The organism is Streptomyces sp. ISL-96 (assembly GCF_018614035.1).
Lineage (GTDB): Bacteria > Actinomycetota > Actinomycetes > Streptomycetales > Streptomycetaceae > Streptomyces.
Genome location: NZ_JAGGPA010000001.1, coordinates 143333 through 170280, shown reverse-complemented (window position 1 = coordinate 170280; position 26948 = coordinate 143333). Strand labels below are relative to the sequence as shown.

At 71.8% G+C, this 26948-nt stretch carries 24 protein-coding genes and 1 riboswitch; of the genes, 12 read left to right on the top strand and 12 right to left on the bottom strand.

What is annotated here, in order from left to right:
- Positions 1–19: 19 nt before the first annotated feature.
- The 4 genes from pknB to thiO form a co-directional block, all read right to left on the bottom strand.
- Positions 20–1948 carry a Stk1 family PASTA domain-containing Ser/Thr kinase gene (gene pknB / locus J7E96_RS00740; RefSeq protein WP_215126303.1) on the bottom strand — a complete coding sequence of 643 codons (1929 nt, stop codon included), beginning with the start codon at positions 1946–1948 and terminating at the stop codon, positions 20–22.
- Positions 1949–2260: 312 nt separating this feature from the next.
- Entirely contained in the window at positions 2261–3055 is a 795-nt protein-coding gene (locus tag J7E96_RS00735) for a thiazole synthase (protein WP_215126301.1), read from the bottom strand.
- 3 nt (positions 3056–3058) lie between these two features.
- Positions 3059–3259: a sulfur carrier protein ThiS gene (thiS, locus tag J7E96_RS00730; protein WP_215126299.1), complete on the bottom strand. Its 201-nt coding sequence runs from the start codon at positions 3257–3259 to the stop codon at positions 3059–3061.
- Entirely contained in the window at positions 3256–4467 is a 1212-nt protein-coding gene (gene thiO / locus J7E96_RS00725) for a glycine oxidase ThiO (RefSeq protein ID WP_215126297.1), read from the bottom strand. The genes thiS and thiO overlap by 4 nt, the downstream gene beginning before the upstream one ends.
- Positions 4465–4577, bottom strand: a riboswitch (TPP riboswitch). Its footprint overlaps the gene before it by 3 nt.
- 92 nt (positions 4578–4669) lie before the next feature.
- On the opposite strand from thiO, the gene J7E96_RS00720 reads away from it, so the two are divergent.
- The 6 genes from J7E96_RS00720 to J7E96_RS00695 all read left to right on the top strand — a co-directional run bounded on the left by J7E96_RS00720 (position 4670) and on the right by J7E96_RS00695 (position 9428).
- Positions 4670–5020 carry a hypothetical protein gene (locus J7E96_RS00720; RefSeq protein WP_215126295.1) on the top strand — a complete coding sequence of 117 codons (351 nt, stop codon included), beginning with the start codon at positions 4670–4672 and terminating at the stop codon, positions 5018–5020.
- A 127-nt stretch (positions 5021–5147) separates the two neighbouring features.
- Positions 5148–6326, top strand: a complete 1179-nt coding sequence (locus tag J7E96_RS00715; protein WP_251069228.1) for an NAD(P)/FAD-dependent oxidoreductase — start codon at positions 5148–5150, stop codon at positions 6324–6326.
- 68 nt (positions 6327–6394) lie between these two features.
- The gene (locus J7E96_RS00710; RefSeq protein ID WP_215126291.1) at positions 6395–6760 is read left to right on the top strand and encodes an Rv2175c family DNA-binding protein; all 366 of its coding nucleotides are present in this window, start codon (positions 6395–6397) and stop codon (positions 6758–6760) included.
- A gap of 77 nt (positions 6761–6837) precedes the next feature.
- A complete protein-coding gene (gene thiE / locus J7E96_RS00705; protein WP_215126289.1) occupies positions 6838–7494 on the top strand; it encodes a thiamine phosphate synthase in 657 nt (218 codons plus the stop codon).
- A 128-nt stretch (positions 7495–7622) separates the two neighbouring features.
- The gene (gene metF / locus J7E96_RS00700) at positions 7623–8540 is read left to right on the top strand and encodes a methylenetetrahydrofolate reductase [NAD(P)H] (protein WP_215126287.1); all 918 of its coding nucleotides are present in this window, start codon (positions 7623–7625) and stop codon (positions 8538–8540) included.
- Positions 8541–8591: 51 nt separating this feature from the next.
- The gene (locus J7E96_RS00695; protein ID WP_215126285.1) at positions 8592–9428 is read left to right on the top strand and encodes a hypothetical protein; all 837 of its coding nucleotides are present in this window, start codon (positions 8592–8594) and stop codon (positions 9426–9428) included.
- Positions 9429–9477: 49 nt separating this feature from the next.
- On the opposite strand, the gene J7E96_RS00690 is transcribed toward J7E96_RS00695, so the two are convergent.
- The 4 genes from J7E96_RS00690 to J7E96_RS00675 all read right to left on the bottom strand — a co-directional run bounded on the left by J7E96_RS00690 (position 9478) and on the right by J7E96_RS00675 (position 14926).
- A complete protein-coding gene (locus tag J7E96_RS00690) occupies positions 9478–10986 on the bottom strand; it encodes an NAD(P)/FAD-dependent oxidoreductase (RefSeq protein WP_215126283.1) in 1509 nt (502 codons plus the stop codon).
- Positions 10987–11389: 403 nt separating this feature from the next.
- Positions 11390–12001: a TetR/AcrR family transcriptional regulator gene (locus J7E96_RS00685; RefSeq protein ID WP_215126281.1), complete on the bottom strand. Its 612-nt coding sequence runs from the start codon at positions 11999–12001 to the stop codon at positions 11390–11392.
- Positions 12002–12012: 11 nt separating this feature from the next.
- The gene (locus tag J7E96_RS00680; RefSeq protein WP_215126279.1) at positions 12013–14181 is read right to left on the bottom strand and encodes a YhgE/Pip family protein; all 2169 of its coding nucleotides are present in this window, start codon (positions 14179–14181) and stop codon (positions 12013–12015) included.
- Positions 14153–14926 (bottom strand): ATP-binding cassette domain-containing protein, encoded by a 774-nt coding sequence (locus J7E96_RS00675; RefSeq protein WP_215126277.1) that lies wholly within the window; start codon positions 14924–14926, stop codon positions 14153–14155. The genes J7E96_RS00680 and J7E96_RS00675 overlap by 29 nt, the downstream gene beginning before the upstream one ends.
- A 106-nt stretch (positions 14927–15032) precedes the next feature.
- On the opposite strand from J7E96_RS00675, the gene J7E96_RS00670 reads away from it, so the two are divergent.
- The 3 genes from J7E96_RS00670 to J7E96_RS00660 all read left to right on the top strand — a co-directional run bounded on the left by J7E96_RS00670 (position 15033) and on the right by J7E96_RS00660 (position 17157).
- Complete coding sequence (locus tag J7E96_RS00670; RefSeq protein WP_374196625.1) at positions 15033–15578, top strand: SAV_6107 family HEPN domain-containing protein; 546 nt, start codon at positions 15033–15035, stop codon at positions 15576–15578.
- Positions 15579–15699: 121 nt separating this feature from the next.
- Positions 15700–16470: a bifunctional 2-polyprenyl-6-hydroxyphenol methylase/3-demethylubiquinol 3-O-methyltransferase UbiG gene (locus tag J7E96_RS00665; protein WP_215126275.1), complete on the top strand. Its 771-nt coding sequence runs from the start codon at positions 15700–15702 to the stop codon at positions 16468–16470.
- A gap of 282 nt (positions 16471–16752) precedes the next feature.
- Entirely contained in the window at positions 16753–17157 is a 405-nt protein-coding gene (locus J7E96_RS00660; protein WP_215126274.1) for a DUF3040 domain-containing protein, read from the top strand.
- A 113-nt stretch (positions 17158–17270) separates the two neighbouring features.
- Here J7E96_RS00660 and J7E96_RS00655 read toward each other — a convergent pair whose 3' ends face one another.
- The 4 genes from J7E96_RS00655 to J7E96_RS00640 all read right to left on the bottom strand — a co-directional run bounded on the left by J7E96_RS00655 (position 17271) and on the right by J7E96_RS00640 (position 22966).
- A complete protein-coding gene (locus tag J7E96_RS00655) occupies positions 17271–19697 on the bottom strand; it encodes a DUF3488 and transglutaminase-like domain-containing protein (protein WP_215126272.1) in 2427 nt (808 codons plus the stop codon).
- On the bottom strand, positions 19694–21154 hold the full coding sequence (locus tag J7E96_RS00650; protein WP_215126270.1) for a DUF58 domain-containing protein: 1461 nt from the start codon (positions 21152–21154) through the stop codon (positions 19694–19696). The genes J7E96_RS00655 and J7E96_RS00650 overlap by 4 nt, the downstream gene beginning before the upstream one ends.
- Positions 21154–22188, bottom strand: a complete 1035-nt coding sequence (locus tag J7E96_RS00645; RefSeq protein ID WP_215126268.1) for a MoxR family ATPase — start codon at positions 22186–22188, stop codon at positions 21154–21156. Before J7E96_RS00645 ends, J7E96_RS00650 begins: the two co-directional genes overlap by 1 nt.
- Positions 22189–22402: 214 nt before the next feature.
- On the bottom strand, positions 22403–22966 hold the full coding sequence (locus tag J7E96_RS00640) for a carbonic anhydrase (RefSeq protein WP_215126266.1): 564 nt from the start codon (positions 22964–22966) through the stop codon (positions 22403–22405).
- Between the two features lie 396 nt (positions 22967–23362).
- Between J7E96_RS00640 and rsmH the strand changes: the two genes are divergently transcribed.
- The 3 genes from rsmH to J7E96_RS00625 all read left to right on the top strand — a co-directional run bounded on the left by rsmH (position 23363) and on the right by J7E96_RS00625 (position 26935).
- Positions 23363–24319, top strand: a complete 957-nt coding sequence (gene rsmH / locus J7E96_RS00635) for a 16S rRNA (cytosine(1402)-N(4))-methyltransferase RsmH (RefSeq protein ID WP_215126264.1) — start codon at positions 23363–23365, stop codon at positions 24317–24319.
- The gene (locus J7E96_RS00630; RefSeq protein WP_215126262.1) at positions 24316–24855 is read left to right on the top strand and encodes a hypothetical protein; all 540 of its coding nucleotides are present in this window, start codon (positions 24316–24318) and stop codon (positions 24853–24855) included. Before rsmH ends, J7E96_RS00630 begins: the two co-directional genes overlap by 4 nt.
- A gap of 106 nt (positions 24856–24961) precedes the next feature.
- The gene (locus J7E96_RS00625) at positions 24962–26935 is read left to right on the top strand and encodes a penicillin-binding protein 2 (protein ID WP_215126260.1); all 1974 of its coding nucleotides are present in this window, start codon (positions 24962–24964) and stop codon (positions 26933–26935) included.
- The last annotated feature ends 13 nt before the right edge of the window (positions 26936–26948 follow it).

Sequence of the window (26948 nt, the reverse complement as noted above, 5' to 3'; positions counted from 1 at the left end):
CCCTGTCGTGCCCTGTCCCTTACAGGCCCTTGGTCCTGATGGTGATCGTGCTGCCCTCCGGAGCCTCGTCGCCCTCCTCGACCGACTGGCTCGCGATCTTGTCGCTGAAGGAGAGGAAGGGGCGGTCGACCTCGACCTCGAAGCCTGCTTCTTCGAGCGTGCTCCTGGCGTCGTCGACGTCGTCACCGACCACATCGGGCACGGGAATCATGCGCGGTCCCTTGGAGACCGTCAGCGTGATGGTGTCGCCCTCGGCGAGCTGCGCTCCCTCGGCCGCAGACTGCCTGGCGACGGCTCCGGCCTCCTCCTGGGAGGTGATCCGCCCGGGCGCGACCTTCACCTTGAATCCGGCCTCCTCCAGTTCGGAGGTGGCGTCTTCCACGCTCGCGCCGGTCACGTCGGGCACCTCCACGGGGGAGCCCTTGCTGACGACGATGGCGATCGCGGAGTCCGGGCGCCGTTCGGTGCCGGCGGCCGGGTCCGTACTGACGACAGAGCCCTGCGGGACGTCCTCGCTGAACGCCCTGGTGACGATGCCGGGGGCGAGACCGGCCTCCTTGAGTTCGCCCCTGGCCTTGGCCAGCGGCAGCCGCTCGACGTCGGGGACCTTCACGGTCCGCGGGCCGCGCGAGACGACCAGCGTGACGGAGCTGTTGTCGCGGATACGGGCGCGGGACGCCGGGTCGCTGTTCATGACGGTGCCGCGTTCGTACGTCGCGCTGTACTCGCGCTCGACCTTCTTCACGTCGAGACCGGCGGCGGAGAGCCGCTTGGCGGCCTCCTTCTCGGTCTGGCCGAGGAGCGAAGGGACACGGGTGAACTGTCCCGAGTTGATGTACCAGACGCCGGTGCCGCCCCCGAGGAGCAGCAGGACGGCGACGACGGCCGCGAGGACGCCGCGCCGGGGCGCCGCGAGGGCGCCCCTGGAGGGCGAGAGCTGCGGCGCGGGCATCTGGAGACGGCTGGTGCGGTTGAGGGGTTCGTCGCCGCCGCTGCTGCCGGTTCGCTGCCCGATGGCCCGGGGGATGACGCTCGTACGGTCCTCGGCTCCGTTGTGCGTCACCTGCGCGCGGGCCTGCGGCGGCACGGCGTCGAGCTGCTCGCCGCTGAGCGCGGCGCGCGCTTCCCTGGCCTGCGCGAGGAGCGCCACGGCGTCGTACGGACGGATCTCGGGGGCGCGTGCGGTGGCGGCCGCGACCAGGTCGTCCAAGGCGGCGGCGAGGCCGGGCACGGCGGCGGACGGGGCGGGGACGTCCTCGTGGAGGTGCTGGTAGAGCACCTGTGCGGGGGTGCCGCCGGTGTGCGGCTTGGCGCCGGTCAGCATCTCGTACAGCACGACACCGCAGGCGTAGACGTCGGCGCGGGTGTCGGCGGTGCCGTGCTCTATCTGCTCGGGCGCGAGGTAGGAGACGGTGCCGAGGATGGACCCGGTGGTGCTGGTGACCGTGTCCACGGCCCGTACGAGACCGAAGTCGGCGACCTTGACTCGCCCGTCGTCCCCGATCAGGACGTTCTCCGGCTTCATGTCCCGGTGTACGAAACCGGCGCGGTGCGCGGCGCCGAGCGCGGCCAGGACGGGCTCCAGGATGTCCAGGGCGGCGCGGGGCTGGAGGGCGCCGCGCTCGCGCAGTACGTCGCGCAGGGTGCAGCCGGCGACGTACTCCATCGCGAGGTAGACGTACGGCCCTTCCGTGCCCTGGTCGAAGACGCCGACCACATTCGGGTGCGCGAGGCGGGCGACCGACTTCGCCTCCCGGATGAACCGGTCCACGAAGGAGGCGTCGGCGGCGAGGGTGGGGTGCATCACCTTGAGGGCGAGCACGCGGTCGAGGCGGGTGTCGACGGCCCGGTAGACCGTGGCCATGCCGCCGACGGCGATGCGCGCGTCGATGCGGTAGCGGCCGTCGAGCACGTGCCCGACGAGCGGGTCCTGGAGGGTCGTATCCACGGAGTGGAGTCTACGAGCCGCCGCTGACACGCTTCGCGCGCTGGGTGAGGTGGGGACCGTACTGCAGCGGATCTGTGACGCGGGCGGGTCGCCTGCGGCGGGCCCGTTCCCCACCCCGCCCCTTCCCGAACTGTGGCTCCGCCCCAGACCCCGGTCCTCAAGCGCCGGACGGGCTGGACGGTGCCGCTGAGCGGGCAATCCAGCCCGTCCGGCGTTTGAGGACACGCCCGCAGGGCGTCCGGGGTCCGGGGCTTGCCCCGGTCTAGGGAAGGGGCGGGGTGGGGAACAAGCTCCGCGCAGCGGCGGCCGGGGTCAGAACGCCGGGCGTTCCGGGTCCAGGGTCGCCATGCCGGCCGCCGGCGAAGACGCCTCGGCGAAGTGCCGCCGGGGAATCCGCCCCGCCCTGTGCGCCAGCCGCCCCGCGTGCACCCCGTGCCGCATCGCCTCAGCCATCAGCACCGGCTCCTGCGCCCGCGTGACCGCCGACGCCAGCATCACCGCCGCGCACCCCAGCTCCATCGCCAGCGTCGCGTCCGACGCCGTGCCCGCTCCCGCGTCCAGAACGACCGGCACGCGCGCGTGCTCCACGATCAGCTGGAAATTGTGCGGGTTACGGATGCCCAGCCCCGACCCGATCGGCGACCCCAGCGGCATGATCGCCGCACACCCCACGTCCTCCAGCTTCCGCGCGAGCACCGGATCGTCGTTCGTGTACGGCAGCACGGTGAAGCCGTCGTCCACCAGCGTCTCCGCCGCCTCCAGCAGCTCGATCGGATCGGGCAGCAGCGTCCGCTCGTCGGCGACGACCTCCAGCTTCACCCAGTCCGTCCCCAGCGCCTCCCGCGCCAGCCGGGCCGTCAGCACGGCCTCGCCCGCCGTGAAGCACCCCGCCGTATTCGGCAGCACACGTATTCCGAGCTTCTCCAGAACGGAAAGTACCGATCCCTGGACCGTCGGATCGAGCCGCCGCATCGCGACGGTCGTCAGCTCGGTCCCCGACGCGACAAGTGAACGTTCCAGTACGTCGAGGCTCGGCGCCCCGCCCGTTCCCATGATCAGACGCGAGGAGAACGTCGTGTCGCCGATGGTCAGAAGGTCGTCGGCCATGGTTCAGCCTCCCTGGACTGCGGTGAGGACTTCGATACGGTCACCGTCGCCGAGCGTGGTGGCATCCCACTGCCCGCGCGGTACGACGGTTTCGTTGAGGGCTGCGGCGACCCCCGAAGGGGCCTTGGTAAGGGTCGCGACGAGCGCGCCCAGCGTCGTACCGGCGACGACCTCGCGGGTCTCGCCGTTCACGGAAATGGTCATGCGGGCTGCTCCTGCGGTACGGAGGCGGGGGAGGCGGAGGACAAGGCGGGCGGTGTCGGCGCGAAGCGCAGCGGGCTGAACGCACGCGCCTCTTCCGGCAGCTCCCCGCCGGTCAGCACAGCGGCCATCGCATCGCCCGTGACCGGCGTGAGGAGCACCCCGTTGCGGTAGTGCCCGGTGGCCAGATGAAGCCCCGGCAGCGCGGTCGGCCCCAGCAGTGGTGCGTTGTCCGGGGAGCCGGGCCGCAGCCCCGCGCGGGTCTCCGTAAGGGGCAGCTCGGTGATCCCGGGCACCAGCTCGTGCGCGTCGCGCAGCAGCTCGTACACGCCGCCCGCCGTGACCGTCGTGTCCCAGCCGAGCTCCTCGCTCGTCGCGCCGACGACCAGCTCGCCGTTCTCGCGCGGCACGAGATAGACGTGACTGCCCCGCACTACCGCACGCACGGTCCGGCTCAGGAAGGGCGCGTACGCGGGTGGCACGGCCAGCCGCACCACCTGCCCCTTCACCGGCCGTACCGGCGGCAGCACCTCCTCCGGTACGCCCGCGAGCCTGCCGCTGAGGCTGCCGGCCGCCAGTACCACCTGGCCGGCGGCGAGCTCCGTCCCGTCGGCCAGTACGGCCCCGGAGGCCCGTTCCCGTACGACAGACAGCCGATCCACCCAACCGCGGTGGAATGCCACTCCGGCCCGCTCGCAGGCTGTCAGAAGGGCAGCGGCGAGCCGCCTCGGGTCGACCTGATGGTCGCCGTCCACCCGCAGGCCCCCGCGCACGCCCGGCGCGAGCATCGGCTCCAGGCGGCGGCATTCGCGCCCCGTGAGCCACTCGGACTCCAGGCCGGAGCGGCGTTGCAGCTCATGGAGCTCGCGCAGATGGGCGCGGTCGTCCGTGTCGAGCGCGACCGCGAGCGTGCCGCACGAGCGGTAACCGGTGTCCTGCCCGCTCGCTGCCTCCAGCTCGGCGACGAACGCCGGATAGCGCTCGGCGGACGCGAGATTGAGCCCGAGCAGCGTCTGCTCGCCATAGTGCAGCTCGGTGACGGCGGCGAGCATTCCGGCTGCGACCCGCGCGGCCCCGCCGCCCGGCTCCGGATCGGCCACAGCGACGCGCAGCCCCCGTTGCGCGGCCCGCCAGGCCGTCACCAGGCCGATGATTCCGCCCCCGATGACGAGGACGTCTGATGTGTCGGATGTATCCGATGTACGCGACATGGGCGTCCAGCCCCTCCCTTCGCCGGCATGACCCGGATCAGGTTCGTACGGTCGGAGGCCGCCCAGCCTCCCTCTCAGCCCGGTACGCCCGGACTCCCGCGAGTGGTTTTCCTGCTGGGGTTCCGGGGGCGTCCCCCGGATGGCAGCAGTACGGTGGCCACCCTAACGCCCGGCCCCAACGCGCTGTAAGGGAGCAACTCCAGTGGCCCGCTCGCTCGACGGACTCGTCCTCTCGCCCGTCGCCGACCAGGCACCCGGCCAGGTCGGGACCCGAACCCGCTTCACGTACCACGAGCAGGACGGCCGGATCTGGGCCGACTACGCGGGCGGCGACGTCGTACACGGCCATCTCGTCGGCACGCGCGAGGGCGACGCGCTGGACTTCCGGTACGTACAGCTGAAGCAGGACGGCACCACGTCGTCGGGCCACTGCACGTCCACCGTCGTCGCCCTCCCCGACGGGCGCGTGCGTCTGGAGGAGACCTGGGCGTGGGAGTCCCAGGAGGGCAGCGGGACGAGCGTCGTCGAGGAGCTGCCGTCTCCATCGGTGTGATGGTGTGTCAGGGATCTCCCCTTCGCGGCCTTGAGAACAGCGGCACACGCCGCCCTACAGTGACCGGGTGAGCGACCAGAGGCAGAGGCAGACAGCAGAGCGGCGCGTCGTCATCGTCGGCGCGGGAATGGCCGGCGTGCAGACTGCGGTGGCCCTGCGCGACCAGGGCTGGACCGGATCCGTCACGCTGATCGGCGCCGAGCCGCATCAGCCGTACGACAGGCCGCCGCTGTCCAAGGCGGTGCTGCTCGGCACGGCCGAGGAGTCGGCCTTCGACGTCGACTTCGAGGCGCTCGGCATCGAACTCCACCTGGGGCGTGAAGTGTCGGGCGTACGCCCCGGCGCGCACGAAATCGACACTCCCTCGGGGGCGGTTCCGTACGACGTACTGGTCGTCGCCACAGGAGCGGTGCCCATCACGCTGCCGGGCAGCGAGGGCGTCCAGGGAGTCCATCTCCTGCGCACCCTCGACGACGCCGCCCGGCTGCGGCCCGTGCTCGACCGGAAGCACGACATCGTGGTCGTCGGGGCCGGCTGGATCGGCGCGGAGTTCACCACGGCCGCCCGCGAGGCCGGCTGCGCGGTAACCGTCGTCGAAGCGGCGGACCGGCCGCTCGCGGGCACCATGCCCGCCGAGGTCGCCGCGCCCATGGCCGCCTGGTACGCCGAGAGCGGCGCCGAACTGCTCACCGGCGCGCTCGTCGCGGCGATCGAGCCCGGCACGGTCGTCCTCGCCGACGGCCGGCGGCTCGCGGCGGAAGCGGTGGTCGTCGGCATCGGCGCCAGGCCCGCGACGGCCTGGCTCGCAGGCTCGGGCATCGCGCTCGGCCCGGACGGCTCCGTCACCGCCGACGCGCGCCTGCGCACCTCGCAGCCCGACGTGTACGCCGTCGGGGACTGCGCCTCCTTCCCCTCCGCGCGCTACGGCCAACGCCTGCTCGTCCACCACTGGGACAACGCGCTCCAGGGACCGCGCACGGTCGCGGCGAACATCGTCGCGGCGAACAGCCCCGGCGAGACACCGCAGGAGTACGACCCCGTCCCGTACTTCTGGTCCGAGCAGTTCGGCCGCTTCGTGCAGTACGCGGGCCATCACGCCGGCGCCGACGCGACGGTGTGGCGCGGCGACCCCGACGGCGCCGCCTGGACGGTGTGCTGGCTGCGCGAGGGGGCGCTCGTCGCGCTGCTCACGGTGGCCCGGCCGCGCGACCTCGCGCAGGGCCGCAGGCTCATCGCTTCGGGCGCCCGGCTCGACCCCGAGCGGGCCGCCGATCCGTCCGTCCCGCTCAAGAACGCCACCCTTTAGGCGGTCACCGCGGCCCGGACGGCTGGCCCCGACTACCGGCTGTCAGTCCCAGGTGGCACGCTTGTCCCGTGACCGAGATTGACGCAAAGATCGATGCTCTCGTCCCCGCCTGGCTCTACCTCCCCGACATCGCCGAAATGCTCGGTGTCGAGGTGACGCGCGTCCGGCAGCTGGTCAGGGAAGGCCAGCTGATCGCCGTACGCCGTGGAGAGAACCGGGCGCTTCAGGTGCCTGCCGCCTTCATTGACGGCGACAAGGTGGTCAAGGGTCTCGCTGGGACCCTGACGCTCCTGAAGGACGACGGCTTCTCCGACGAAGAGATGCTCGAGTGGCTCTTCACTCCCGACCCGACCCTGCCCGGTACCCCCGCGCAGGCGTTGAGTGAGAATCGCGGCACGGAGGTGAAGCGGCGCGCCCAGGCGCTCGCCGTCTGACCTCTGCCGACATAACCGCACGCGGTGTACGGGCCCTCGACGGCCCGTGCACCGCCCACCAACGGGGGGACACCACCATGCCCGCGTCCACGAAGCGCGCACTGCTTGCCGATGCCCGGCTGTACCTGTGCACGGACGCGCGAAAGCGTCAGGGCGACCTTCCGGAGTTCCTGGACGCCGTCCTGTCCTCCGGCGTGGACATCGTGCAGCTGCGCGACAAGGGCATGGAGGCCGGCGAGGAGCTGGAGCACCTCCAGGTCTTCGACGACGCCTGCCGCCGGCACGGCAAGCTGCTCGCCGTGAACGACCGGGCCGACGTGGCACACGCCATCGGCGCCGGCGTGCTGCACCTGGGACAGGGTGACCTGCCGGTTCCGGCCGCGCGCGCGATCCTCGGCGCCGACGTCCTCGTCGGCCGCTCCACGCACGGCGAGTCCGAGGTCGACGCGGCCGTCGCCGAGCCCGGCGTGGACTACTTCTGCACGGGCCCCTGCTGGCCCACCCCCACCAAGCCCGGCCGTTACGCCCCTGGCCTCGGCCTCGTCCGGTACGCCGCCGCGCTGCGCCAGGACCGGCCGTGGTTCGCGATCGGCGGCATCGACGCCGGCAATCTCGACGAGGTGCTGGAGGCCGGTGCCCGCAGGGTCGTGGTCGTGCGGGCGATCACCGAGGCCGACGACCCGGCCGCCGCCGCGGCCGCGCTCGCGAAGAGGGTCAGGGCGTACGCCGGATAGCCGTCCAGGGCCGGCTCGGGCCGCCCACGACTGTCCACGGGTGTCCGACAGGTGGACAACAATCTGGCAATACGGACATAACACCCGCTTTTGTTGGGGCCGCGCCGAGCCCTGGTTAACCTGCGGGTATGGCCCTTGGCACAGCTTCGACCAGGACGGATCACGCACCCACCGTGCGTGAGCTGCTCGCGACCGGTAAAACTTCGTACTCGTTCGAGTTCTTCGCGCCCAGGACCGAAAAGGGTGAGCGGAACCTCTGGAACGCGCTGCGCCGGGTCGAGGCGGTCGCCCCCAGCTTCGTCTCCGTGACGTACGGAGCGGGCGGATCCACCCGCGCCGGAACGGTCGGGGCCACCGAGCAGATCGCCTCCGACTCCACGCTCACCCCGGTCGCGCACCTCACGGCGGTGGACCACTCCGTAGCGGAACTGCGCAACATGATCGGCCAGTACGCGGACGCAGGCATCCGGAACATCCTCGCCGTGCGCGGCGACCCGCCCGGCGACCCGATGGGCGAGTGGGTCGAGCACCCGCAGGGCGTGCGGTACGCCGCCGACCTGGTGCGGCTCATCAAGGAGTCCGGCGACTTCTGCGTGGGCGTCGCGGCCTTCCCCGAGATGCACCCGCGCTCGACCGACTGGGACACCGACATCGGGCACTTCGTGGACAAGTGCCGCGCCGGCGCGGACTACGCGATCACCCAGATGTTCTTCGAGCCGGAGAACTATCTGCGGCTGCGCGACGCGGTCGCCGCCGCGGGCTGCGAGACGCCGATCATCCCGGAGGTCATGCCCGTAACGGGTACCAAGCAGTTGGACAGGCTTCCGCAGCTCAGCAACGCGCACTTCCCGGCCGCCGTCAAAGAGCGGATCCTCGCCGTCAAGGACGATCCGGCCGCTGTACGCTCCATTGGCATCGAGTTCGCCACGGAGTTCTGCGCGAGGCTGCTCTCCGAGGGCGTACCCGGATTGCACTTCATCACGCTCAACAACTCCACGGCGACGCTCGAGATCTACGAGAATCTCGGACTGCACGAGCAGTCCTGACCGGCCGTACCCGCATCCTTCCGCGGGAGCGGCCGTAGGAGAGGGGCGGGCATGGGCTGGGCGGTCCTCTACATCGCGTTCGGAGTTGTCGCACTGTGGCTGCTCGGCGAAGTGCTGCTGCAGTACAAGGCGCGGCTGAGATGGCGGCTGCTCGCCTTCGCCGGCTTCATGGGCGTGGTGCTCGGTGTGCTGATGCCGTCCGTGTTCGTGATCGCGGGCGGCGCGGTCGCCTTCGCGATCGGCCAGACGTACGTCACCCTGTCGTTCCGCCGCGGCTTCTCGACGGGCTGGGCGATCGGCGGCAAGCCGGGCGAGAGCCGCCGCCGCAAGCGCGGTGCGCGGCCCGTCGAGCAGGAGCCGACGCTGGAGGTGTCGGACCTCGAATACGAGCCGGCCGCCGACCCGGCGGAGCCGGTGTACACGCCGGTGCAGCCGCTGCCGGACGAGACCGGACAGTACGGCGTCTACGACGTTGCGGCGTACGCGGGCGAACAGCAGTCCCGGAGCGACGGGTTCGGCGCCGGGTACGGCACGTACGACACCTACTCCGGCTACGAACAGCCGAACCAGGAGACGTACACCGGCCAGTACGACTACGCGCCCGACCAGCAGCAGTACCCCGCCTACTCCGACCCGTACATCGGCACCCAGCAGTACGGCGGCCAGGGGTACGGCACGCAGGAGTACGGAACTCAGGAGTACGCGAACCCCGAGTACGGCGCTGAGCAGTACAGCGGCTCGCAGTACGGCAACGAGACCCCGCCCGGCGGCGTCTGGGTGCCGCAGCAGCGTGACGGCGAGCAGCCCTTCAGCGGCGAGCAGCCGGCCCAGGAGCCGTACCAGAACGGCTACGACAACACCGGCTACAACGAGCAGTACCGCTACTGACCAGCCGGGTCCCAGCCCCAGCCCCGGTCCCTGCTCGCCCTGCCCGCCCCTACTGCGAGCCGCGGAAGCCCTCCCCCTCGACGACGAGCCCCGCCACGAGGGCGCCCGACATTCCGGCGTGCGCCAGCCCGCCGCCGGGATGTGCCCAGCCTCCGGCCAGCAGCAGGCCGGGCAGCCGCGTGGTGTTGGCCGGGTGAAGCATGCGGCCCCCGGCGCCCGCCAGCGAGGGCGGCGGCACGGCGCCACCCGGGGCGCCGGTCGCGGCCGCTGTGTCCGCCGGGGTGCGGACCTCCCGCCAGAGCAGGCGCTCGCGCAGGTCCGGCACCGCCGCGAGCGCGGCCTCGACCACCTCGTCGGCGTACCGCCCGGCCAGCACTTCGTCCGTCCAGTCGACAGGGCCCTGCGCAGCGACGGTCGCCGTGAGCGTGACGGCCTCGTGCGCGTCGTCCGGGCGGGTCAGTGGGTCGTCCGGCCGCAGCACTGTGACGGTGGGGCGCTCGGCGTGCTCGCCGGCGAACGCCGCTGACGCCTCCGCGCCGGTGTCGGGGGAGTGGACCACCGTCCGGTGCACGGCGCCGCCCCGGCGGCTCCCGCGCAGCGCGAGGAACACCGTGAGCCGGCCCGGGGGAACCGGCCCCGGCACGACGTCGTCAGCGGTCCACACCTCACGCCCCGGTGTCATACCGCCGAGGAGACGGGGATCGCCCCCGAAGACCACCGAGTCCGCCGCGGCGACCGTGCCGTCGGCCAGCTCGACCCCCGCCGCGCGGCCGTCCTTCTCGGTAATCGCGACGACCTCGGCGCCGAAGGCGAACTCCACCTTCCGGGCCAGGCACCGTTCGTACAGCGCCCGTGCCAGCTCCCTCATCCCGCCACGCACGTACCAGCTGCCGAAGGTCTGCTCCATGTACGGCAGTACGGCGGCCGCCGCGGGGGCGTTGCGCGGATCGAGTCCGTACGCGAGGGCGTAACTGTCCAGCAGGGCGGCCAGCCGGGGGTCGGACAGCTCCCACTCGCCGATTTCCGCGACCGTGGCCGCCACGCGGTCGCGCCGCAGCAGCCTGCGTCGGCGCAGCGACGGATAGGGGTCACGGCCGAGCACCTGCCAGTCCGGCCACAGTGGTTCTTCGAGCAGGGGCCGTCTGGTCCGGTCCCACGCGTCGCGGGCCCGGTTCAGGAAGTCGCCCCAGCGCTCACCGGCTCCGGCGCCGAGCGCCGCGTCCAGCGCGGAAACGACACCGGCGCGCGAGGCGTTGGGCAGCGAGACGTCCGTACCGTCGGCGAAGAGGTGGCGGCTCGCCGGGTCCACGGGGTCGAGGTCGACGCACTGCTCCAGGGACTCCTTGCCGGTCTTGGCGAACAGGTCCCGGTACACGGCCGGCAGGTGCAGCAGGCCCGGCCCCGTGTCGAAGACGAAGCCGTCCCGCTCGAACCTGCCCAGCGCGCCGCCGTACGTCGCCGCGCGCTCGTACACCGCCACGCGGTGGCCCGCGACGGCCAGCCGGGCGGCGGACGCCATCGCGCCCATCCCGGAGCCGATCACCACAATCCGTGCCATGCCAGGGACTTTAGCGGCCGCCACTGACAACCCGGCCGCCACGGGTGGGGGAGTACGAACGCGGGCGCGATCGTCACCAGGCGTCGGCCCGCCCGGCTGGGGATGAGCACGCAGGCGTGAGTATCCGTACCTAGTACAGGAGATGAGTAGCTTCGCGGATGGGCTCTCACCTGCGCAGACGGAAGAGTGGGGACCACGGAAGGGGCGCAGCGCCGATACCGCCGACACGGGGCGGCGGAGCGGCGCGGCTCCCCTGACGGAGCGGGGGTGTACCACCGGGTCGGGGGACCCGCGGGGGGAGTGGAAGGAAAACGCCGGTCCGGCGAGGCTCGGGGGGATCGAGCCTCGAAGGACCGGCGTTTTTCGCTGTTCCCAGCGGCCCGTCAGCGACGTTCCGCTACTACTAGCGGCGGCCGCTCACCCGGCCGTGCAGCAGCAGCGACAGCGCGGAGTGCACGTCGTCGATCGTCCGCTCGCGCTGGAACGCCTGCCAGTCGAGCGCTGCCACCAGCACCATGCCGACCAGCGCGGCCGCCGTCAGGGGAATGTCGATTTCCTGGCTCAGTTCGCCGTTCTCGACGCCCTCGCGCAGCACCGTCTCGACGACGGCGACGGCTTCCTGCCGCACCACCAGGAGCGTCGACTGCCAGGCCCTGTTGGTGCGCCACAGTTCGGCGACGTACAGCTGGGTGAAGGCCGGATAGCGGTCGATGAAGCCCAGACCGGCCCTGATCATCGCGTCGAGGGCCTCCACCTTCGTGCCGCCGCGCTCGGCCGTCTCGTCGGCCGCCGCCTGGAGCGAGGCGGTGAGCAGTCCTACGCCGTGCCGCAGCAGCTCCTCGAAGAGCTCGGTCTTGCTCTTGAAGTTGTAGTAGACCGTGCCCTTCGCGACGCCGGCCCGCTCCGCGATCTCGTCCACCGTCGTCGAGGAGAAGCCCTGCTCCGCGATGAGAGTGACGGCGGCCTCGTAGAGCTTCTGCTTGGTGCCCGAGCGGCGCGTTCTGCTGCTTTCCATGGACACGATTCTCACAGGCTGAGCTCCGGGTGGAGACGATCGAGGGTCCACACCTGCTTGCGCCGCGCCGAGAGGGCCGTCAGCGCCAGCGCTCCCACGGTGAAGGCCAGCAGCACGAGGCTGCCCGTCCAGACCGGCTCCAGGCCGCCGCCCGTAATGAGCCGGCGCAGGCCTTCCACGACGTAAGTCATCGGCAGGAAGGGGTGGATGGCGTTGAAGAAGCCCGGACTGGTCTGTACGGGATACGTGCCGCCCGCCGAGGTCAGCTGGAGCATCAGAACGGCGAGGACCAGGATGCGGCCGGCCGCGCCGAACCGGGCGTTGAGCCACTGCACGATCGCGGAGAAACAGCCCGTCACGAGTACCAGGAAACCGATCGTTCCCGCCGCGCGTGCCATCTGCAGTCCGAGGCCCCAGTGCAGTACGGACATGAGCGCGGCCACTTGCAGCACCCCGAGCGCGGCCACCGGCAGCCAGCCCGCGAGGGCGATCCGCCAGGCGGAGGCTCCCGCGGCGAGGGCGCGGCGGTTGAGCGGCTGGATCAGCATGTACGCCACCATCGCGCCGACCCACAGGGACAGCGGGATGAAGTACGGGGCGAATCCGGTGCCGTAGTTGGGCGCCTTGTGCATCGACTGGGAGGCGAGCTGGACCGGGTCGGCCATCACGCCGGTGCGCTGGTCGCGGTTCTCCTTGTCGTAGTCCGGGATCCGGCCGACGCCCTTGTGCAGGCCGCCGGCGAGTTCGCCGGAGCCGTCGGCGAGTTTGATCAGGCCGCCGTTCAGTTCCCCGGCGCCCGACCGGAGCCGGCCGAGCCCGTTGTCGAGGTCGGTGGCGCCGGTCTTGAGCCTGCCGATGCCGCTGTCCAGGTCGGTGGCACCGGTCTGCGCGGTGGCCAGGCCCGTGTCGAGCTTCGCGGCGCCCCGGGCGACCTTCTGGGCGCCGGCGTTGAGCGCGTTGACGTCGGCGACGGCGCTGTTCAGGTCCTCGTACAGGTGAGGAGCCCGCTTCGACAGCTCGCGCGCCTGCCGCTGGAGCTTGGCCAGGTCCTTGTCCAGCTCTGTCAGGGTGCCGCGCTGGTTCTTGATGAGGTTGTTGACGTCGGCGGCGACGAAAGCCGCCTTGGCGGCCGCCGCGTCGGCCCGCTTCAGCTGCGGGCAGGCGGGGTCGGGGAGCGGCTGGTTCACACAGCGCGCCTCGTAGACGGTGTGCAGGTCGGCGGCGGCCGCACGGGCCTCCTCGGCTGCTCCGGGCGCGTCCTTCACGAGTGAGCCGAGTCCGTCGCGTACCGCCTGGGTCTTGTCGGCGACGAGCTTCGCCGTGTCCCCGACCGTCTTGCCGTTGTCCCTCAGGTACGGCCCGATCGCGTCGGAGAGGCGGTTGACCTTGTCGGCGAGCGTCTGCGTTCCGTTCGCGACCTGCTGCGAGCCGCTCTTCAGGTCGCCCGATCCCTTGTGCAGCTTCTTCACACCGGCGGACAGGTCGCCGCTGCCCTTCTTGGCGTCCGTCAGCCCGTCCTCGAGCTTCTGCGAGCCGGCCTTGGCCTTGTTGAGGCCGCTCTTGAGATCGCCCGATCCCTTCTGCGCCTTTCCGATCCCGCCGTTGATCTCGTCGGCGCCCTTGGCCGCCTTCTCGGTGGCGTCATGGATGTCGGAGAAGGAGATGAAGATCTTGTCGAGGAACGAACGGGAGGCGTTCTTCGAAGCCGCCGTGCGAACCTCGGAAAAGACCGTTCGCGAGATCTGCCCGACGATGTAGTTGTTCGCGTCGTTGGTACGCACCTGAAGGGCGCTCGTCTCGGGAACGTCGCCCGAGCTCGAAGCGATCCGTTCGCTGAAGTCCGACGGCATGGTCAGGGACAGGTAGTACGCGCCGTCCTCGACCCCCCTGCGGGCCTCCTCGGAGCTCACCTCGTGCCATTCGAAGACCTTGCTGTCGCGCAGCTTTCCGGTGATGTCGTCACCCGCGGCGATCTTCTTGCCGTCGGCGGTGGCGCCCTTGTCGTCGTTGACGAGTGCGACGGGTATCCGGTCGAGCCTGCCGTACGGGTCCCAGAAGGACCACAGGTACAGGGCGCCGTACAGCAGCGGAAGCAGCAGCAGCGCGACGAGCGCGGCACGCGGCAGCCTCCCCCTGCCGAACCGCTTCAGCTCAAGCGCGGCCAGTTTCGGCGAGCGCATCGTCCGCCCCCTCTTCGGTGTCGTTGGAGTTGTCGGTTCCGGTGGTGACGCGCAGGGCGTCGTCGGGCGCTTCACTGCACACCGCGACGACGGTCGTTCCCCCTCGGGCGACGGACCGCAGCAGTTCCCAGGCCAGCGCGCGTTCGGCGTCGGAGAGCTTGAGGTCCATGTCGTCCACGGCGAGCAGCCGGGGGCGGGTCATCAGCGCGAGCCCGACGGACAGGCGCAGCGCCTCCAGGCGCTCCAGGTCCCGTACGGACGTACGCGTCCCCTTGGGCAGCGTGTCCACGTCCAGGCCGGCGGCGTCCAGCGCGGCGTCGATCCTGGCCCGCGCGTCGGCGGCGCGCTCGGCGCGTGGCCGCAGCAGGGCGCGCAGGGAGGCCGGTGAGCCGGCGTAGTGGCGCTGGAGGAGCGCGCGCTCCCGCAGGTGTTCGGCGACCGTGAAGGCGGGGTCGAGCTCGCTGACGCCGGTGACCGGGCCGAGCGCGCTCATGCGGCGTACGGCGGCCATCTTCTTCGGCAGGCGCTGCCCGCCGACCTCCGCATGGCCCTCGGTGGCGCGCATGCGGCCGGTGAGGGCCAGCAGGAGGCAGGTGCGGCCGGAGCCGGACGGGCCTTCGACCGCGATGAGGGCGCCGGGCTCGGCCGCGACGCTCACGCCGCGGAACGCCCAGCCGCGCGGGCCCTTCAGTCCGAAGCCTTCCGCGGTGACAGCTGCCCCGTGCGTGCTGCTCGGGCTGTCCACAAGCCCTCCCCTTATTTGAACTGACCAGTCAGTTCAAAACCTATCCCGAACCTGTGATCAAAGCAAAAGGCCAGGTCGGCGCGGATTGTCAGTGGTGCCCTTCAGGATGGACACATACGGCTACAGAGCCGTCACGCGACGAAGGAGGCTCGTCATGGCTCACACGTCCTCTCGCACGTCCTCTCGCACGTCCTCAGACGTCCACCCCGTGCTGCGCAGGGCCGGTGCGCCGCCCGCCGCCCTCGATCTGCTCGCCCAGGCCCGCAGCGGGCTGGACGAGGCCGCAGGCCTCGAAGTGCCCAACGAGCGGTACGCCACGGCCCACCTCGCCGCCCTGCGCACCGCTGCCGCCGTCCTCGCCGCCCGTGGCCGGCCGGAGACCGCGCCCCGGCGCCGGCGGATTCGCAGCGCCTGGGAGGTGCTTCCGGAGATCGCCCCGGAACTGACCGAGTGGAGCGCCCTGTTCGCCTCGGGCGCCCGCCGCCGCGCCCGCGCGGAGGCGGGCATACAGGGAGCGGCGGGCACCCGGGACGCCGACGACCTGCTGCGCGACGTGGCGATGTTCCTGCGCCTGGTCGAGCGGCTGCTCGTGCTCGATCCGGTGCTGCCGCAGCCCAGGACCGGGAGTCCGGACCACTCGGAGGCGGGATGACGGGTGCGGTTCGCGGAGGCAATAGGGTGGTGGGCAGGGCGTTGAGAGCCTGTGTCTGAGCGCCCCGCACCATCCACCGCCCCGCCGCCCGCGGCGGCACCGCGCCGAGGAGTCACCTGCCGTGTCGGACCCGATGCGCCCCCGCGCCTCCCTCCGTACCGCCGTGGTCTGGGAGGTCCTCAAGGACGCTCTCGACCGCAAGGCCGAGTCGGCCGGGAGTGACGCCCTGGACGTCCTCGACACCGGCGGCGGCACGGGCAACTTCGCGGTGCCCGTCGCCCGCCTCGGCCACCGCGTCACCGTTGTCGACCCCAGCCCCAACGCGCTGTTCGCGCTGGAGCGCCGGGCCGCCGAGGCCGGCGTCGCCGACCGCGTGCGCGGCGTGCAGGGCGACATCCACGGCCTCTTCGACGTCGTCGACCGCGGCGGCTACGACGCGGTGCTGTGCCACGGCGTCCTCGAGTACGTCGATGACCCGGCCGAGGGGGTGCGTAACGCTGTCGACGCCCTCCGCCCCTCCGGCACCCTCAGCCTGCTCGCCGCAGGCCTCGGCGGCGCCGTGCTGGCCAGGGCCCTGGCCGGTCACTTCACCGAGGCCAGGCGGGCCCTCACCGACCCGGCGGGCCGCTGGGGCGAGGGCGACCCGGTGCCGCGGCGCTTCACCGCCGATCAGCTCACCGACCTGGTCGGCAAGGCCGGCGTCGAGGTCGGCGCCGTCCACGGCGTACGGGTCTTCGCCGACCTCGTACCCGGCGCACTGGTGGACACCGAGCCCGGCGCCCTGGACGCCCTGCTCAAGCTGGAGGCCGCGGCGGCCGAGCTCCCCGCCTTCCACTCCGTCGCTTCCCAGTTGCACGTCCTCGGCGAGAAGCAGGGGCCCGGCGAGCGCTGAGGAACGGTCCCAGCGGGCGCGAAAAGCGGCTGATCAGCAACGCAGTGGCAGATGGAGTCCGCCACAGGCCCCCCGATCGGCCGCCTTGCCCCGTATGATCGGAGCACACCGTGCGCATGGCGGATCGGCCAATGGGGAATGTCTTCCTCAGGCAACCGAAACGGCATGGCGGCCCGGATTGTGAATTGGCGTAGAGGGCGGGTTTCACGGGGGCGATTCCCTGCCTATTCTGAAAGGGCCGCAAACGGTCGCCCCCCGCGACCGACGAGTAGGAGGACTCCCGTGCCGCTCTCGGAGCACGAGCAGCGAATGCTCGAGCAGATGGAGCGAGCGCTGTACGCCGAAGATCCCAAGTTCGCGACAGCGCTTGAGGGAAGCGGGCTGCGTACGTACACCCGACGACGGGTCTACCAGGCAGTCGCAGGCTTTCTGGTGGGTATCGCGCTCCTCATGGCCGGAATGGTCGCACAGCAGATCTGGGTCAGCGTGGTGGGCTTCCTTGTGATGCTCGGCTGCGCGGTGCTCGCGGTCACCGGCTGGCGCAAGGCCCCGAAGCCGGGGGACCAACCGGCTCCCGGCACCGGTACTGGCACGGCTGCTCGCAGCCGGCCTCGGCAGCGACGTTCGGTCATGGACCGGATCGAGCAGCGGTGGCAGCGCCGCCGCGACGAGGGCCAAGGCCACTGACGCTCGATCGCATCCAACACTTGCTTACGACACTTGCTTACGAGTGAGGGGTGACCGCGTAGAAGCGGTCACCCCTCACTCCGTATTCCCGCCATTCCCGCCATTCCCGCCCGTCAGCCGCGCTGCCGGGACGGGCGGCGCCGCAGGGCGACCGCCCACCCCTCCAGGCTCCAGCGGCTCCCGGCCCACCGGTTCGTCACCGCGGCCCAGCGCCCCGACACGGCCCACACCACCCGGACAGCCGAGCGCGGTGCGAGAACCGCCCGCAGACGCGCTCCCCGCCCGGCCGCGGCCCGCAGGCCCGCCCGTACCAGCTGCGCCTCCTCGGCGAGACTGCCCGAGACGGCGGGCCGAGGGGAGTAGAGCACCAGCTCCACCGCGCCCGCCGCCCGGTGCACCGCATCGGCCGAGGCACCTTCGAGCCCGCCTAGGCGCACCAGCCGGGCGGCCGCCTTGCGCGGCGTCTGCGACTCGTCCGGCGCAATGCCGAAGTCCCACGCCGCGTCGGTGATTTCCCGCCAGCCGGCCAGCGTACGAGCGGCCGCGTCCGCGGGCGTGCGCCCGCCGGACCCCAGCCGTCGCGCACGCACCCGGCTCCGCCACAGCAGCGGCAGCAGCACCAGGAGCACCACAAGCGCCACGCCCAGCGTCACCAGCAGCACCGGGCCGAGCGGGAACCCCGTATCGGTGGGTCCGGCACCGCCCTGCTGGGCGGGCACGCCGCACTCGCCCTGCCTCCTCATCCACGGGGGGCAGCTGTCCGTAACGCTCGGCGTCGCCGAGGGGGCGTCCGAGGTGCTCGGCTGCGCCTGCGCGGGGTTGGACGCGCTGCCGGACGGTGTCTCGTCGCGGGTGTACTCGGGCACCGAGCCACGGGTCGGCGTCGGCTCGAACCGCGTCCATCCCGCGCCCTCGAAGTACAGCTCCGGCCAGGCGTGCGCATCGCGCAGGCCGACCGACATGGTGCCGTCGGGCTGAGCGGCGCCGGGCGTGAAGCCCACGGCCACCCGCGCCGGAATCCCCAGCGTCCTGGCCATCGCGGCCATCGAGAAGGAGAAGTGGACGCAGAAGCCTTCCTTGTCCCGGAGGAAACGGGCGATCGCGGCCGTACCGCTGCCGGACCGCACCTGAGTGTCGTACGTGAAGCCGCCCTCCGAGGCGAACCAGTCCTGGAGCGCGACCGCCCGCTCGTAGTCGTTCGAGGCGCCCTTCGTCACCTTGAGCGCCGTCGACCTGACCACCTCCGGCAGCGAACCGGGGACCTTGGTGTAGTCGCGCAGCAGGCCGGCCGGCGGCGCGGTGGCCGTGGCCAGCTGCTCGGCCGTCGGCTGCACTATCAAACTGCCCGCGGTGTAGCGCACACCCCGGGTGTTCTGGCCCCGGTCGCCCACGAGGGTGCGGCCGGCCGGTTCGTAACGCCAGCGGCCGCCGATGTCGACCCGCGTCGCCGGATAGGGGAGCGGCAGGTAGCTCTGCGCGTACCAGCCGGCCGCCGAGACGCTGGAGTTGATCTCCGTCGTACGGACACCGGGGCGGAGCCCCTGTGGCTGGGGCAGCCGCTCCGGTACGTCCTCGATCCGGCGCTCCGACGACCTCCACGCGGCGCCGTCGAACTGGTCGAGCGAGACGATCCGCAGGTAGAGATCCTTCGTGTCGTCCGTGTTCGTGCGGTACCGCAGCACCTCGCGGTCATCGGGCTGGTTGAGGCTGTTCTGCAGCGAGACCAGCGGATTGACCGCCGAAATGGTGCCGCCGGAATCGCCACCGCCCCCGCTGCCCGTGCCGCTCAGCAGCCCGCCGTCCAGGGCGGGCAGCGCGGCGGGCACGACCAGGGCGACGCCCAGCGCCAGTACGCCGATCCGCCTGCCCGTACGGACCGGGGCGAGCGCGGACCCGCCCGCCGTCTGGAACCCGGCGGCTGTCGTACGGCCCTCGGCGCGCGGCACACCGCCGAAGACGCGCCCCCACTGCGAGAGCCGGTCCCGGCCTTCGGACAGCAGGAGCAGCAGGTAGCCGGAGGCCGCCAGCAGGAACCACAGCCAGCTCGCGCCGCCCTGCGAAAGCCCCGCGGCCACCGAGTAGAGCGCGAGCAGCGGCAGCCCTGCCGGGGCCGCACTGCGGAACGTCACCGCGATCGCGTCCACAGCCAGGGCGATCAGCAGGACACCGCCGACCAGCATCAGCCGGATGCCCTCGGTCGCCGGCGCCGGGATGGCGTACTGCCCGACATCGTCCGCGCCCGCCTCCAGCAGCCGCGCGAACTCACCGAACGCCCCGGGCCCCGGCAGCACCCCGCCGATCGCCGAGTCCCTGGCGAACACCACGGTCAGCATCAACACCGCCACCAGGGCCTGGACCGCCACGGTCAGCGGCCGCGCCAGCGGCACCAGCCGGGCGAGCGCTCCCACCCCCGCCTGGACCGACACCAGCAGCACGGCCGTCAGGAACCAGGACGTCTTGTTGACCAGCGGCAGCAGCGCGCCCGCCGCCATCAGGGTGGCCGCCGTGGCCCACAGCGCCAGCCGTCCGCGACCGCTCATGACCATCCCCCAGTCGTGCGTGGCGCGCCGCCCGCGGGGGAGGCCCCCGAGCCGGCGCGCTGTCGTTCGGCCATCCGCCACAGGTCGGCCAGCGGCATGCCGGGCGGCACGGTCAGCACCGTCCATCCCGCCTCGCGCAGCGGCCGCACCCGTTCCTCTGCGGCGGCCGGAACGCGCGCCATGAGGCCCGCCGCGCCCGCCGCCCGGCCCTGCCCCGGCGCCCTGCCCCGCGCCCAGGTCTCGCTGTCCAGGACGAACGCGACGGCGGCCCCGCCACGCTGGCGCATGCGCGCCGCCACAGCAGCCTGGTCCTCGTCCAGCTCGCCGAAGAAGGCGACCAGCAGCCCTTCGTTCCCGCCGCGCAGCACGTCGTACGACGCGGAGAGCCCCGCACCGTCCGAGTGCCCGACGACGGCGAGCGTGTCCATCATCAGCCCGGCGGAGTCGGCCGTCTCCTGGGTGGCTCCGGCGAAGCCGCCGGCCCCCTCCCCGGGCACCGAATTCCCGGTGTCGGTCAACAGACGTACGGAGAAGCCCCGTTCGAGCATGTGCACCAAGGCGGAAGCCGCCCCCGACACCGCCCACTCGAAGGCAGAGTCGGGCCCGGCCCCCTGGTACGCGACCCGCCGGGTGTCGAGCAGCACCGTGCACCTGGCCCGCTGCGGCTGCTCCTCGCGGCGCACCATCAGCTCGCCGTAGCGCGCGGTGGAGCGCCAGTGCACGCGGCGCAGGTCGTCGCCGTGCCGGTACCCGCGCGGGATCACATCGTCCTCGCCGGCCAGCGCCAGCGACCGGTTGCGCCCGTCGCCGTACCCCGAGGCCTCGCCGGTCATGCGCACGGCGGGCAGCGCCTCGACGCGCGGCATCACGGTCAGGGTGTCGTACGCGCTGAACGAGCGGGTCAGCTCGCACATGCCGAAGGGGTCAGTCAGCCGCAGCTGGAGCGGCCCGAGCGGATAGCGCCCGCGCAGGTCCGACCGCACCCGGTAGGACACCTCACGCCGGCCGCCCGCCTCCACCCGGTCCAGCACGAACCGGGGCCGCGGCCCGAGGACGTACGGCACCCGGTCCTGGAGCATCAGCAGACCGGTGGGCAGCCGCGAGACGTTGTCCAGCCGCAGATGTACCCGCGCCTCCGAGGCCGTCGGTACGCGCGACGGCGTCAGCCGCCTGCTGCCCGAGACCCGGTACCGCGTGCGGTACAGCACGCTCACGCACACCAGTGGCAGCACGGCGAGCAGCAGCCCGACCCGCAACAGGTCACCCTGCCCCAGGACGTACGCGCACACCGCGGCGGCCACGCCGGCCGCCAGGAACGACCGGCCGCGCGTGGTCAGCCCCGACAGCGCGGCCCGCGGACCGCCCCTGCAGTCGCTGTCCCCGCTGGTTTCGCCCCCGTTGGTGTCGGCCCCGGCGGTGTCGGCCCCGGCGGGTGCGGCCGCCCCCCCGGCTGCCATCACAGTCGCCGTACGCCGGGCTGCTGAGCGCCGTACATGGGAGCAGCGGCGGGCGGCGTGGCCCTGCGCTCACCCGTCGGTACGGCGGTGCGCTGGAGGATTTCCAGTACGACCTGCTCAGAGGTACGCCGGTTCAGCTGGGCCTGGGCGGTCGGCAGCAGCCGGTGCGCGAGGACCGCCACCGCGAGCGCCTGCACGTCGTCGGGCAGCGCGTAGTCGCGCCCGCTCAGCGCGGCGGACGCCTTGGCGGCGCGCAGCAGATGCAGCGTGGCGCGCGGCGAGGCGCCGAGGCGCAGATCGGGGTGGCTGCGGGTGGCCGAGACCAGCTCCACGGCGTACCGCCGCACCGCTTCGGCCACGTGGACCGTACGCACCGCGTCGATCAGCTTCAGGATCTCGTGGGCGTGCGCCACCGGCTGGAGGTCGTCGAGCGGCGAGGCCGCGCCGTGCACGTCCAGCATCTGGAGCTCGGCCTCCGCGCTCGGGTAGCCGATGGAGACCCGCGCCATGAAGCGGTCGCGCTGGGCCTCGGGCAGCGGATACGTGCCCTCCATCTCCACCGGGTTCTGCGTGGCGACCACCATGAAGGGCGACGGCAGCTCGTACGTCTGGCCGTCGATCGTGACTTGGCGCTCCTCCATGGACTCCAGCAGCGCGGACTGCGTCTTCGGCGACGCGCGGTTGATCTCGTCGCCGATCACGATCTGGGCGAAGATCGCGCCCGGTTTGAATTCGAAGTCGCGCCGCTGCTGGTCGTAGATGCTCACGCCGGTGATGTCCGAAGGCAGCAGGTCGGGCGTGAACTGAATACGCCGTACCGAACAGTCGATGGATCTGGCGAGCGCCTTCGCGAGCATCGTCTTGCCCACGCCCGGCACGTCTTCGATCAGCAGATGCCCCTCCGCGAGGAGCACGGTCAGCGAAAGGCGCACGACCTCAGGCTTGCCCTCGATCACACCCTCCACCGACCTGCGGACTCGCTCCACTGTGGTGGTCAGGTCTGTGAGGCTCGCTCGATCGTCATAGGTCGTCACCCCGGCCCTCCTAGCCCGTTCAACGGGCCGGCGTCACGACGACGGAACGACCCACCCCGAAATACGGACACCCCGCTCGGACGGTTCAGAGCGAGATGTCACACCCGCATTGTTGTTGCCGTTACCGCTTCGTGTCACTCGCCTGTGGATAACTGAGAGCGGTATGTCGGGGGTTGCCATGTTTTCACCCGCGTGGCGACTGCTACTTCAACTGCTACTTCACCGGGTCGATCTCCCGCAGCAGCCCGGTCTTCACGTCGAAGACGAAGCCGCGCACATCGTCGGTGTGCGGCAGGAACGGCGAGGTCCGCACGCGCTGCATCGACTGGCGAACGTCCTGGTCGACGTCCCGGAAGGCCTCCACGGCCCAGGAGGGGCGCTGTCCGACCTCGTCCTCCAGCTCGTGCCTGAAGTCCTCGGTGAGGCTCTCCAGACCGCAGGTGGTGTGGTGGATGAGTATGACGCTGCGCGTGCCCAGCGCGCGCTGGCTGATGGTGAGCGAGCGGATCACATCGTCGGTGACCACGCCGCCGGCGTTGCGGATGGTGTGGCAGTCGCCCAGTTCGAGGCCGAGGGCGTCGTGCAGGTCGAGCCGCGCGTCCATGCAGGCGACCACGGCGACGTGCAGCACGGGCCGGGCGTCCATCCCCGGGTCTTGGAAGTTCGCGGCGTACTGCCGGTTCGCTTCGACGAGGCGGTCGGTGACCGTACCGCCCGTGCGGGCAGCTACGGTCCTCGCGGCAGTGGGCTCGGCGGGAAGGTGTGCAGAAGTCGACATGCCTTAGACGTTAATGGCCACGGGCGGTGCGGGCCCGCTGTGAGATGGGACAAAGAACGTCAACCAGGGTTGTTGTGAGGTAACCCACAGGCGTCACGAAGCACCCTCCGTACGGGTGAACGCAAGGCGGGGCGACGCGCTCGCCCGTTGATTGACCGGGCGGACGAGTCGACTAAAGTGACGCGAAGTGGGTGGCGTGATGCGTCCCTTACTGCTTTACGGACACATCCCGCACATTTTGAAGTACTCCCGCGTGCGCGGCGTACGTACGGCCCGGCCTCCTCCCGCTCGCCGGTCGGCCGACGCCACTTCCCCGGCGCCGGCAGGCCGTCCCCTTTCGAGCGGAGGGGGACCAGGCCGTACGTACACAACCGCGCCGGTACCTGAGAGGGCGCATTGAGCCAGTCCCGACACGTCCCGGTGATGCTCCAGCGATGCCTGGACCTGTTGGCCCCGGCCCTCGACAAGCCGGGGGCAGTGGTTGTGGACTGCACCCTGGGTCTCGGCGGGCACAGCGAGGCCCTGCTCACCGCATTCCCCGAGGCGCGGCTGATCGCGCTCGACCGTGACAAGGAGGCGCTGCGGCTCTCCGGCGAGCGGCTCGCCCCGTTCGGTGACCGGGCCACTCTGGTGCACGCCGTCTACGACGAGCTGCCCGAAGTCCTGGAGCGGCTCTCCGTCCCCCGCGTCCAGGGCATCCTCTTCGACCTCGGCGTCTCCTCGATGCAGCTCGACGAGCGCGAGCGCGGTTTCGCGTACGCCCACGACGCCCCGCTCGACATGCGCATGGACCAGACGACGGGTGTCAGCGCGGCCGAGGTCCTCAACACGTACCCGCCGGGCGAGCTGGTCCGCATCCTGCGGCAGTACGGCGAGGAGAAGCAGGCCAAGAGAATCGTCTCCGCGATCGTGCGTGAGCGCGAGAAGGAGCCCTTCAGCAACAGCGCCCGGCTCGTCGAGCTGATCCGCGACGCACTGCCGCAGGCCGCCAAGCGCACGGGTGGCAACCCTGCCAAGCGCACTTTCCAGGCGCTGCGCATCGAGGTGAACGGTGAGCTCAGCGTGCTGGAGCGGGCCATCCCGGCGGCGGTGAAAACGCTCGCCGTGGACGGCCGGATCGCGGTCCTCTCGTACCACTCGCTGGAAGACCGGCTGGTCAAGCAGGTCTTCGCGGCGGGCGCCGCCAACACGGCGCCGCCCGGCCTGCCGGTCGTACCCGAGCAGTACCAGCCGAGGCTGAAGCTGCTGACGCGCGGCGCGGAACTGCCTACGGACGAAGAGATCGCGGAGAACCGCCGCGCCGCCCCGGCCCGGCTGCGCGGGGCGCAGCGCATCCGGGAGGACGTGCTGTGACCAAGCCGGCCAAGCAGCTGAAGGGGCGGGCCGCGCGGTTGTCGCGGCTGATGCCGTCGGGTCCCGCCCAGGCGGCCAGGACCCCCTTCGTGCTGCTGGTCGTGCTGCTGCTCGGCGGCGGTCTCATCACGCTGCTGCTGCTGAACTCCTCGCTCAACGAAGGCTCGTTCAAGCTGAGCGAACTCAAGAAGCGCACCACCGAGCTGACCGACAAGGAACAGGAACTCCAGCAGTACGTGGACGACCGGTCCGCGCCCGGCGCCCTGGAGCGCAGGGCCCGCGAACTGGGCATGGTGCCCGGCGGCAGCCCCGCGTTCCTCAACCCCGACGGCTCGGTCCGGGGCGTACCGTCCCGGGCGTCCGCCGGAGCCGTCGCCCCCCGCACCGCACCGCTGAGCTTCCCCGTGCTGGGCCCGCCTGCCCCACCGGCCGCGTCGGCGCCCTCCGTCTCCTCCGTCCCGTCCGCCCCGACGCCGTCCTCGCCCGCGTCCGCCCCGGCTCCCGTGGGCCCGCCCGCCGCCGTTCCCGTCCCGTAAGCCCGCCACAAGCCACATCAACAGTCCGCCAGTCCGCCAGCAGCCCCTCCGTAGCCCGCCCGCAGCCCGTCCGCGAAGCCGACCACGACCCCCGGCAGGTGACGCAGTGCCCCCCCAGGAACCACCGCGCCGCCGCGTGCCCGGCCCCGGGCGCCCGCACAGCGGCGGGCGGCCCAGGCCCGCCGCGCGGCCCAAGGCGCGCCCCCCGGTCGGGCGGCCCCGCCCCGCGCCCAGGGCCGGGCGCGCTCTGGTCCTCGGCAGCCCCCGGCCCAGGCTGCGGCTGGTCGGCGTCGGGCTGACCCTGGTCATGCTGGCCTTCGTCGTACGGCTGCTCCAGGTCCAGGCCGTCGACGCGAGCACGTACACCGCCAAGGCGGAGAAGAACCGGTACTCCAGCGCCACACTGGCCGCCGAGCGCGGCCAGATCACCGACCGCGGCGGCATCGCGCTGGCCACCAGCGTCGACGCGCACAACATCACGGCCGACCCGTCGATGTTCACCGCGAAGTTCACCAAGACCCCGGACGCTCCCGAGCAGGCCGCGGCGCTCCTCGCACCGATCCTCCGCAAGGACGCGGACGACCTGGCGAAGAAGCTGCGGACGCCCAAGAGCCTGTACGTCCTCCTGGCCCATCGCCAGACGCCGCAGATCTGGAACCAGATCAAGGACCTCAAGAGCGTCTTCGCCGAGAAGGCCGCCGCAGACAAGGCCAAGGGCGGCAAGGGCGTCAACGTCCTCGCCGGCGTCTTCCAGGAGGCCAGCAGCAAGCGCGTCTACCCCAACGGTGATCTCGCCGCCGGGATACTCGGTTACGTCAACGCCGAGGGCAAGGGCGCGGGCGGCCTGGAGACCCAGCTGGACGAGGAGCTCGCCGGTAAGGACGGGGAGATCAAATACGCCCAGTCCGGCGGCCGCCGAGTCCCCACCGTCGGCGCCCGCGAGGTCCCCGCCGTGCCCGGCTCCGACATCGAGCTGACCATCGACCGAGACATCCAGTGGGCCGCCCAGGACGCCATCAGCAAGCAGGTGGAGAAGTCCGGGGCGGACCGTGGCTACGTGATAGTCCAGGACACCCGCACCGGCGAGGTCCTCGCCATGGCCAATTCGCCCGGTTTCGACCCCAACGACCTCTCGCAGGCCGACGCCGCCGCCATGGGCAACGCCGCCCTTCAGGACGCGTACGAACCGGGCTCCACCGCCAAGGTCATGTCCATGGCCGCAGTACTGGAGGAGAACGCCGCGGCGCCGGGCACCCACGTCGTCGTACCGAACCGGCTGCACCGGGGCGACCGGCTGTTCAAGGACGACATCGACCACCCCACCTGGTACCTGACGCTCAACGGCGTGCTCGCGAAGTCCAGCAACATCGGCACCATCCTGGCCACCGAGCAGCTCGGCAAGACCCGGCGCGAGGCCAACCAGGTCCTCCACTCCTACCTGCGCAAGTTCGGCCTCGGCAGCCCCAGCGGCCTCGGCTACCCCGGCGAGACGGCGGGCATCCTGGCCGCGCCCAAGGACTGGAGCACCTCCCAGCAGTACACGATCCCGTTCGGCCAGGGCCTCTCGCTGAACGCCATGCAGGCGGCCTCGGTCTACTCGACGATCGCCAACGGCGGCGTACGGATCCAGCCAACGCTGATCCGCGGCACCAAGGGCCCGGACGGCCGCTTCACCCCGGCCCCGGCGCCCAAGAAGACCCGCGTGGTCAGCGAGAAGACCGCCAAGACGGTGGCCACCATGCTGGAATCGGTCGTCGACGACGAGGAGGGTACGGGGACCAAGGCCCGTATCCCCGGCTACCGCGTCGGCGGAAAGACCGGCACGTCCAACCGGGTGGATCCGGCCACCGGACGCTACAAGGGCTACACCGCCTCGTTTGCCGGATTCGCGCCCGCCGACAAGCCGCGGGTCACCGTCTACTGCGCCATCCAGAACCCGACCAGGGGCAGTTACTTCGGCGGCCAGATCTGCGGCCCCATCTACAAGAAGGTTATGGAGTTCGCACTCAAGACCCTCCAGGTCGCACCGACCGGCAGCAAGCCCGCCCGGCTGCCGGTGTCCTTCACACCCGGCGAGTGACTCAGGACCACCA

Coding starts and splice junctions, on each gene's coding strand:
- J7E96_RS00735 (WP_215126301.1), bottom strand. CDS start 3,055: ATGGCCGACGACCTTCTGACCATCGGCGACACGACGTTCTCCTCGCGT.
- thiS (WP_215126299.1), bottom strand. CDS start 3,259: ATGACCATTTCCGTGAACGGCGAGACCCGCGAGGTCGTCGCCGGTACG.
- thiO (WP_215126297.1), bottom strand. CDS start 4,467: ATGTCGCGTACATCGGATACATCCGACACATCAGACGTCCTCGTCATC.
- J7E96_RS00715 (WP_251069228.1), top strand. CDS start 5,148: ATGGCCGGCGTGCAGACTGCGGTGGCCCTGCGCGACCAGGGCTGGACC.
- thiE (WP_215126289.1), top strand. CDS start 6,838: ATGCCCGCGTCCACGAAGCGCGCACTGCTTGCCGATGCCCGGCTGTAC.
- metF (WP_215126287.1), top strand. CDS start 7,623: ATGGCCCTTGGCACAGCTTCGACCAGGACGGATCACGCACCCACCGTG.
- J7E96_RS00695 (WP_215126285.1), top strand. CDS start 8,592: ATGGGCTGGGCGGTCCTCTACATCGCGTTCGGAGTTGTCGCACTGTGG.
- J7E96_RS00690 (WP_215126283.1), bottom strand. CDS start 10,986: ATGGCACGGATTGTGGTGATCGGCTCCGGGATGGGCGCGATGGCGTCC.
- J7E96_RS00685 (WP_215126281.1), bottom strand. CDS start 12,001: ATGGAAAGCAGCAGAACGCGCCGCTCGGGCACCAAGCAGAAGCTCTAC.
- J7E96_RS00680 (WP_215126279.1), bottom strand. CDS start 14,181: ATGCGCTCGCCGAAACTGGCCGCGCTTGAGCTGAAGCGGTTCGGCAGG.
- J7E96_RS00670 (WP_374196625.1), top strand. CDS start 15,033: ATGGACACATACGGCTACAGAGCCGTCACGCGACGAAGGAGGCTCGTC.
- J7E96_RS00655 (WP_215126272.1), bottom strand. CDS start 19,697: ATGAGCGGTCGCGGACGGCTGGCGCTGTGGGCCACGGCGGCCACCCTG.
- J7E96_RS00650 (WP_215126270.1), bottom strand. CDS start 21,154: ATGGCAGCCGGGGGGGCGGCCGCACCCGCCGGGGCCGACACCGCCGGG.
- J7E96_RS00640 (WP_215126266.1), bottom strand. CDS start 22,966: ATGTCGACTTCTGCACACCTTCCCGCCGAGCCCACTGCCGCGAGGACC.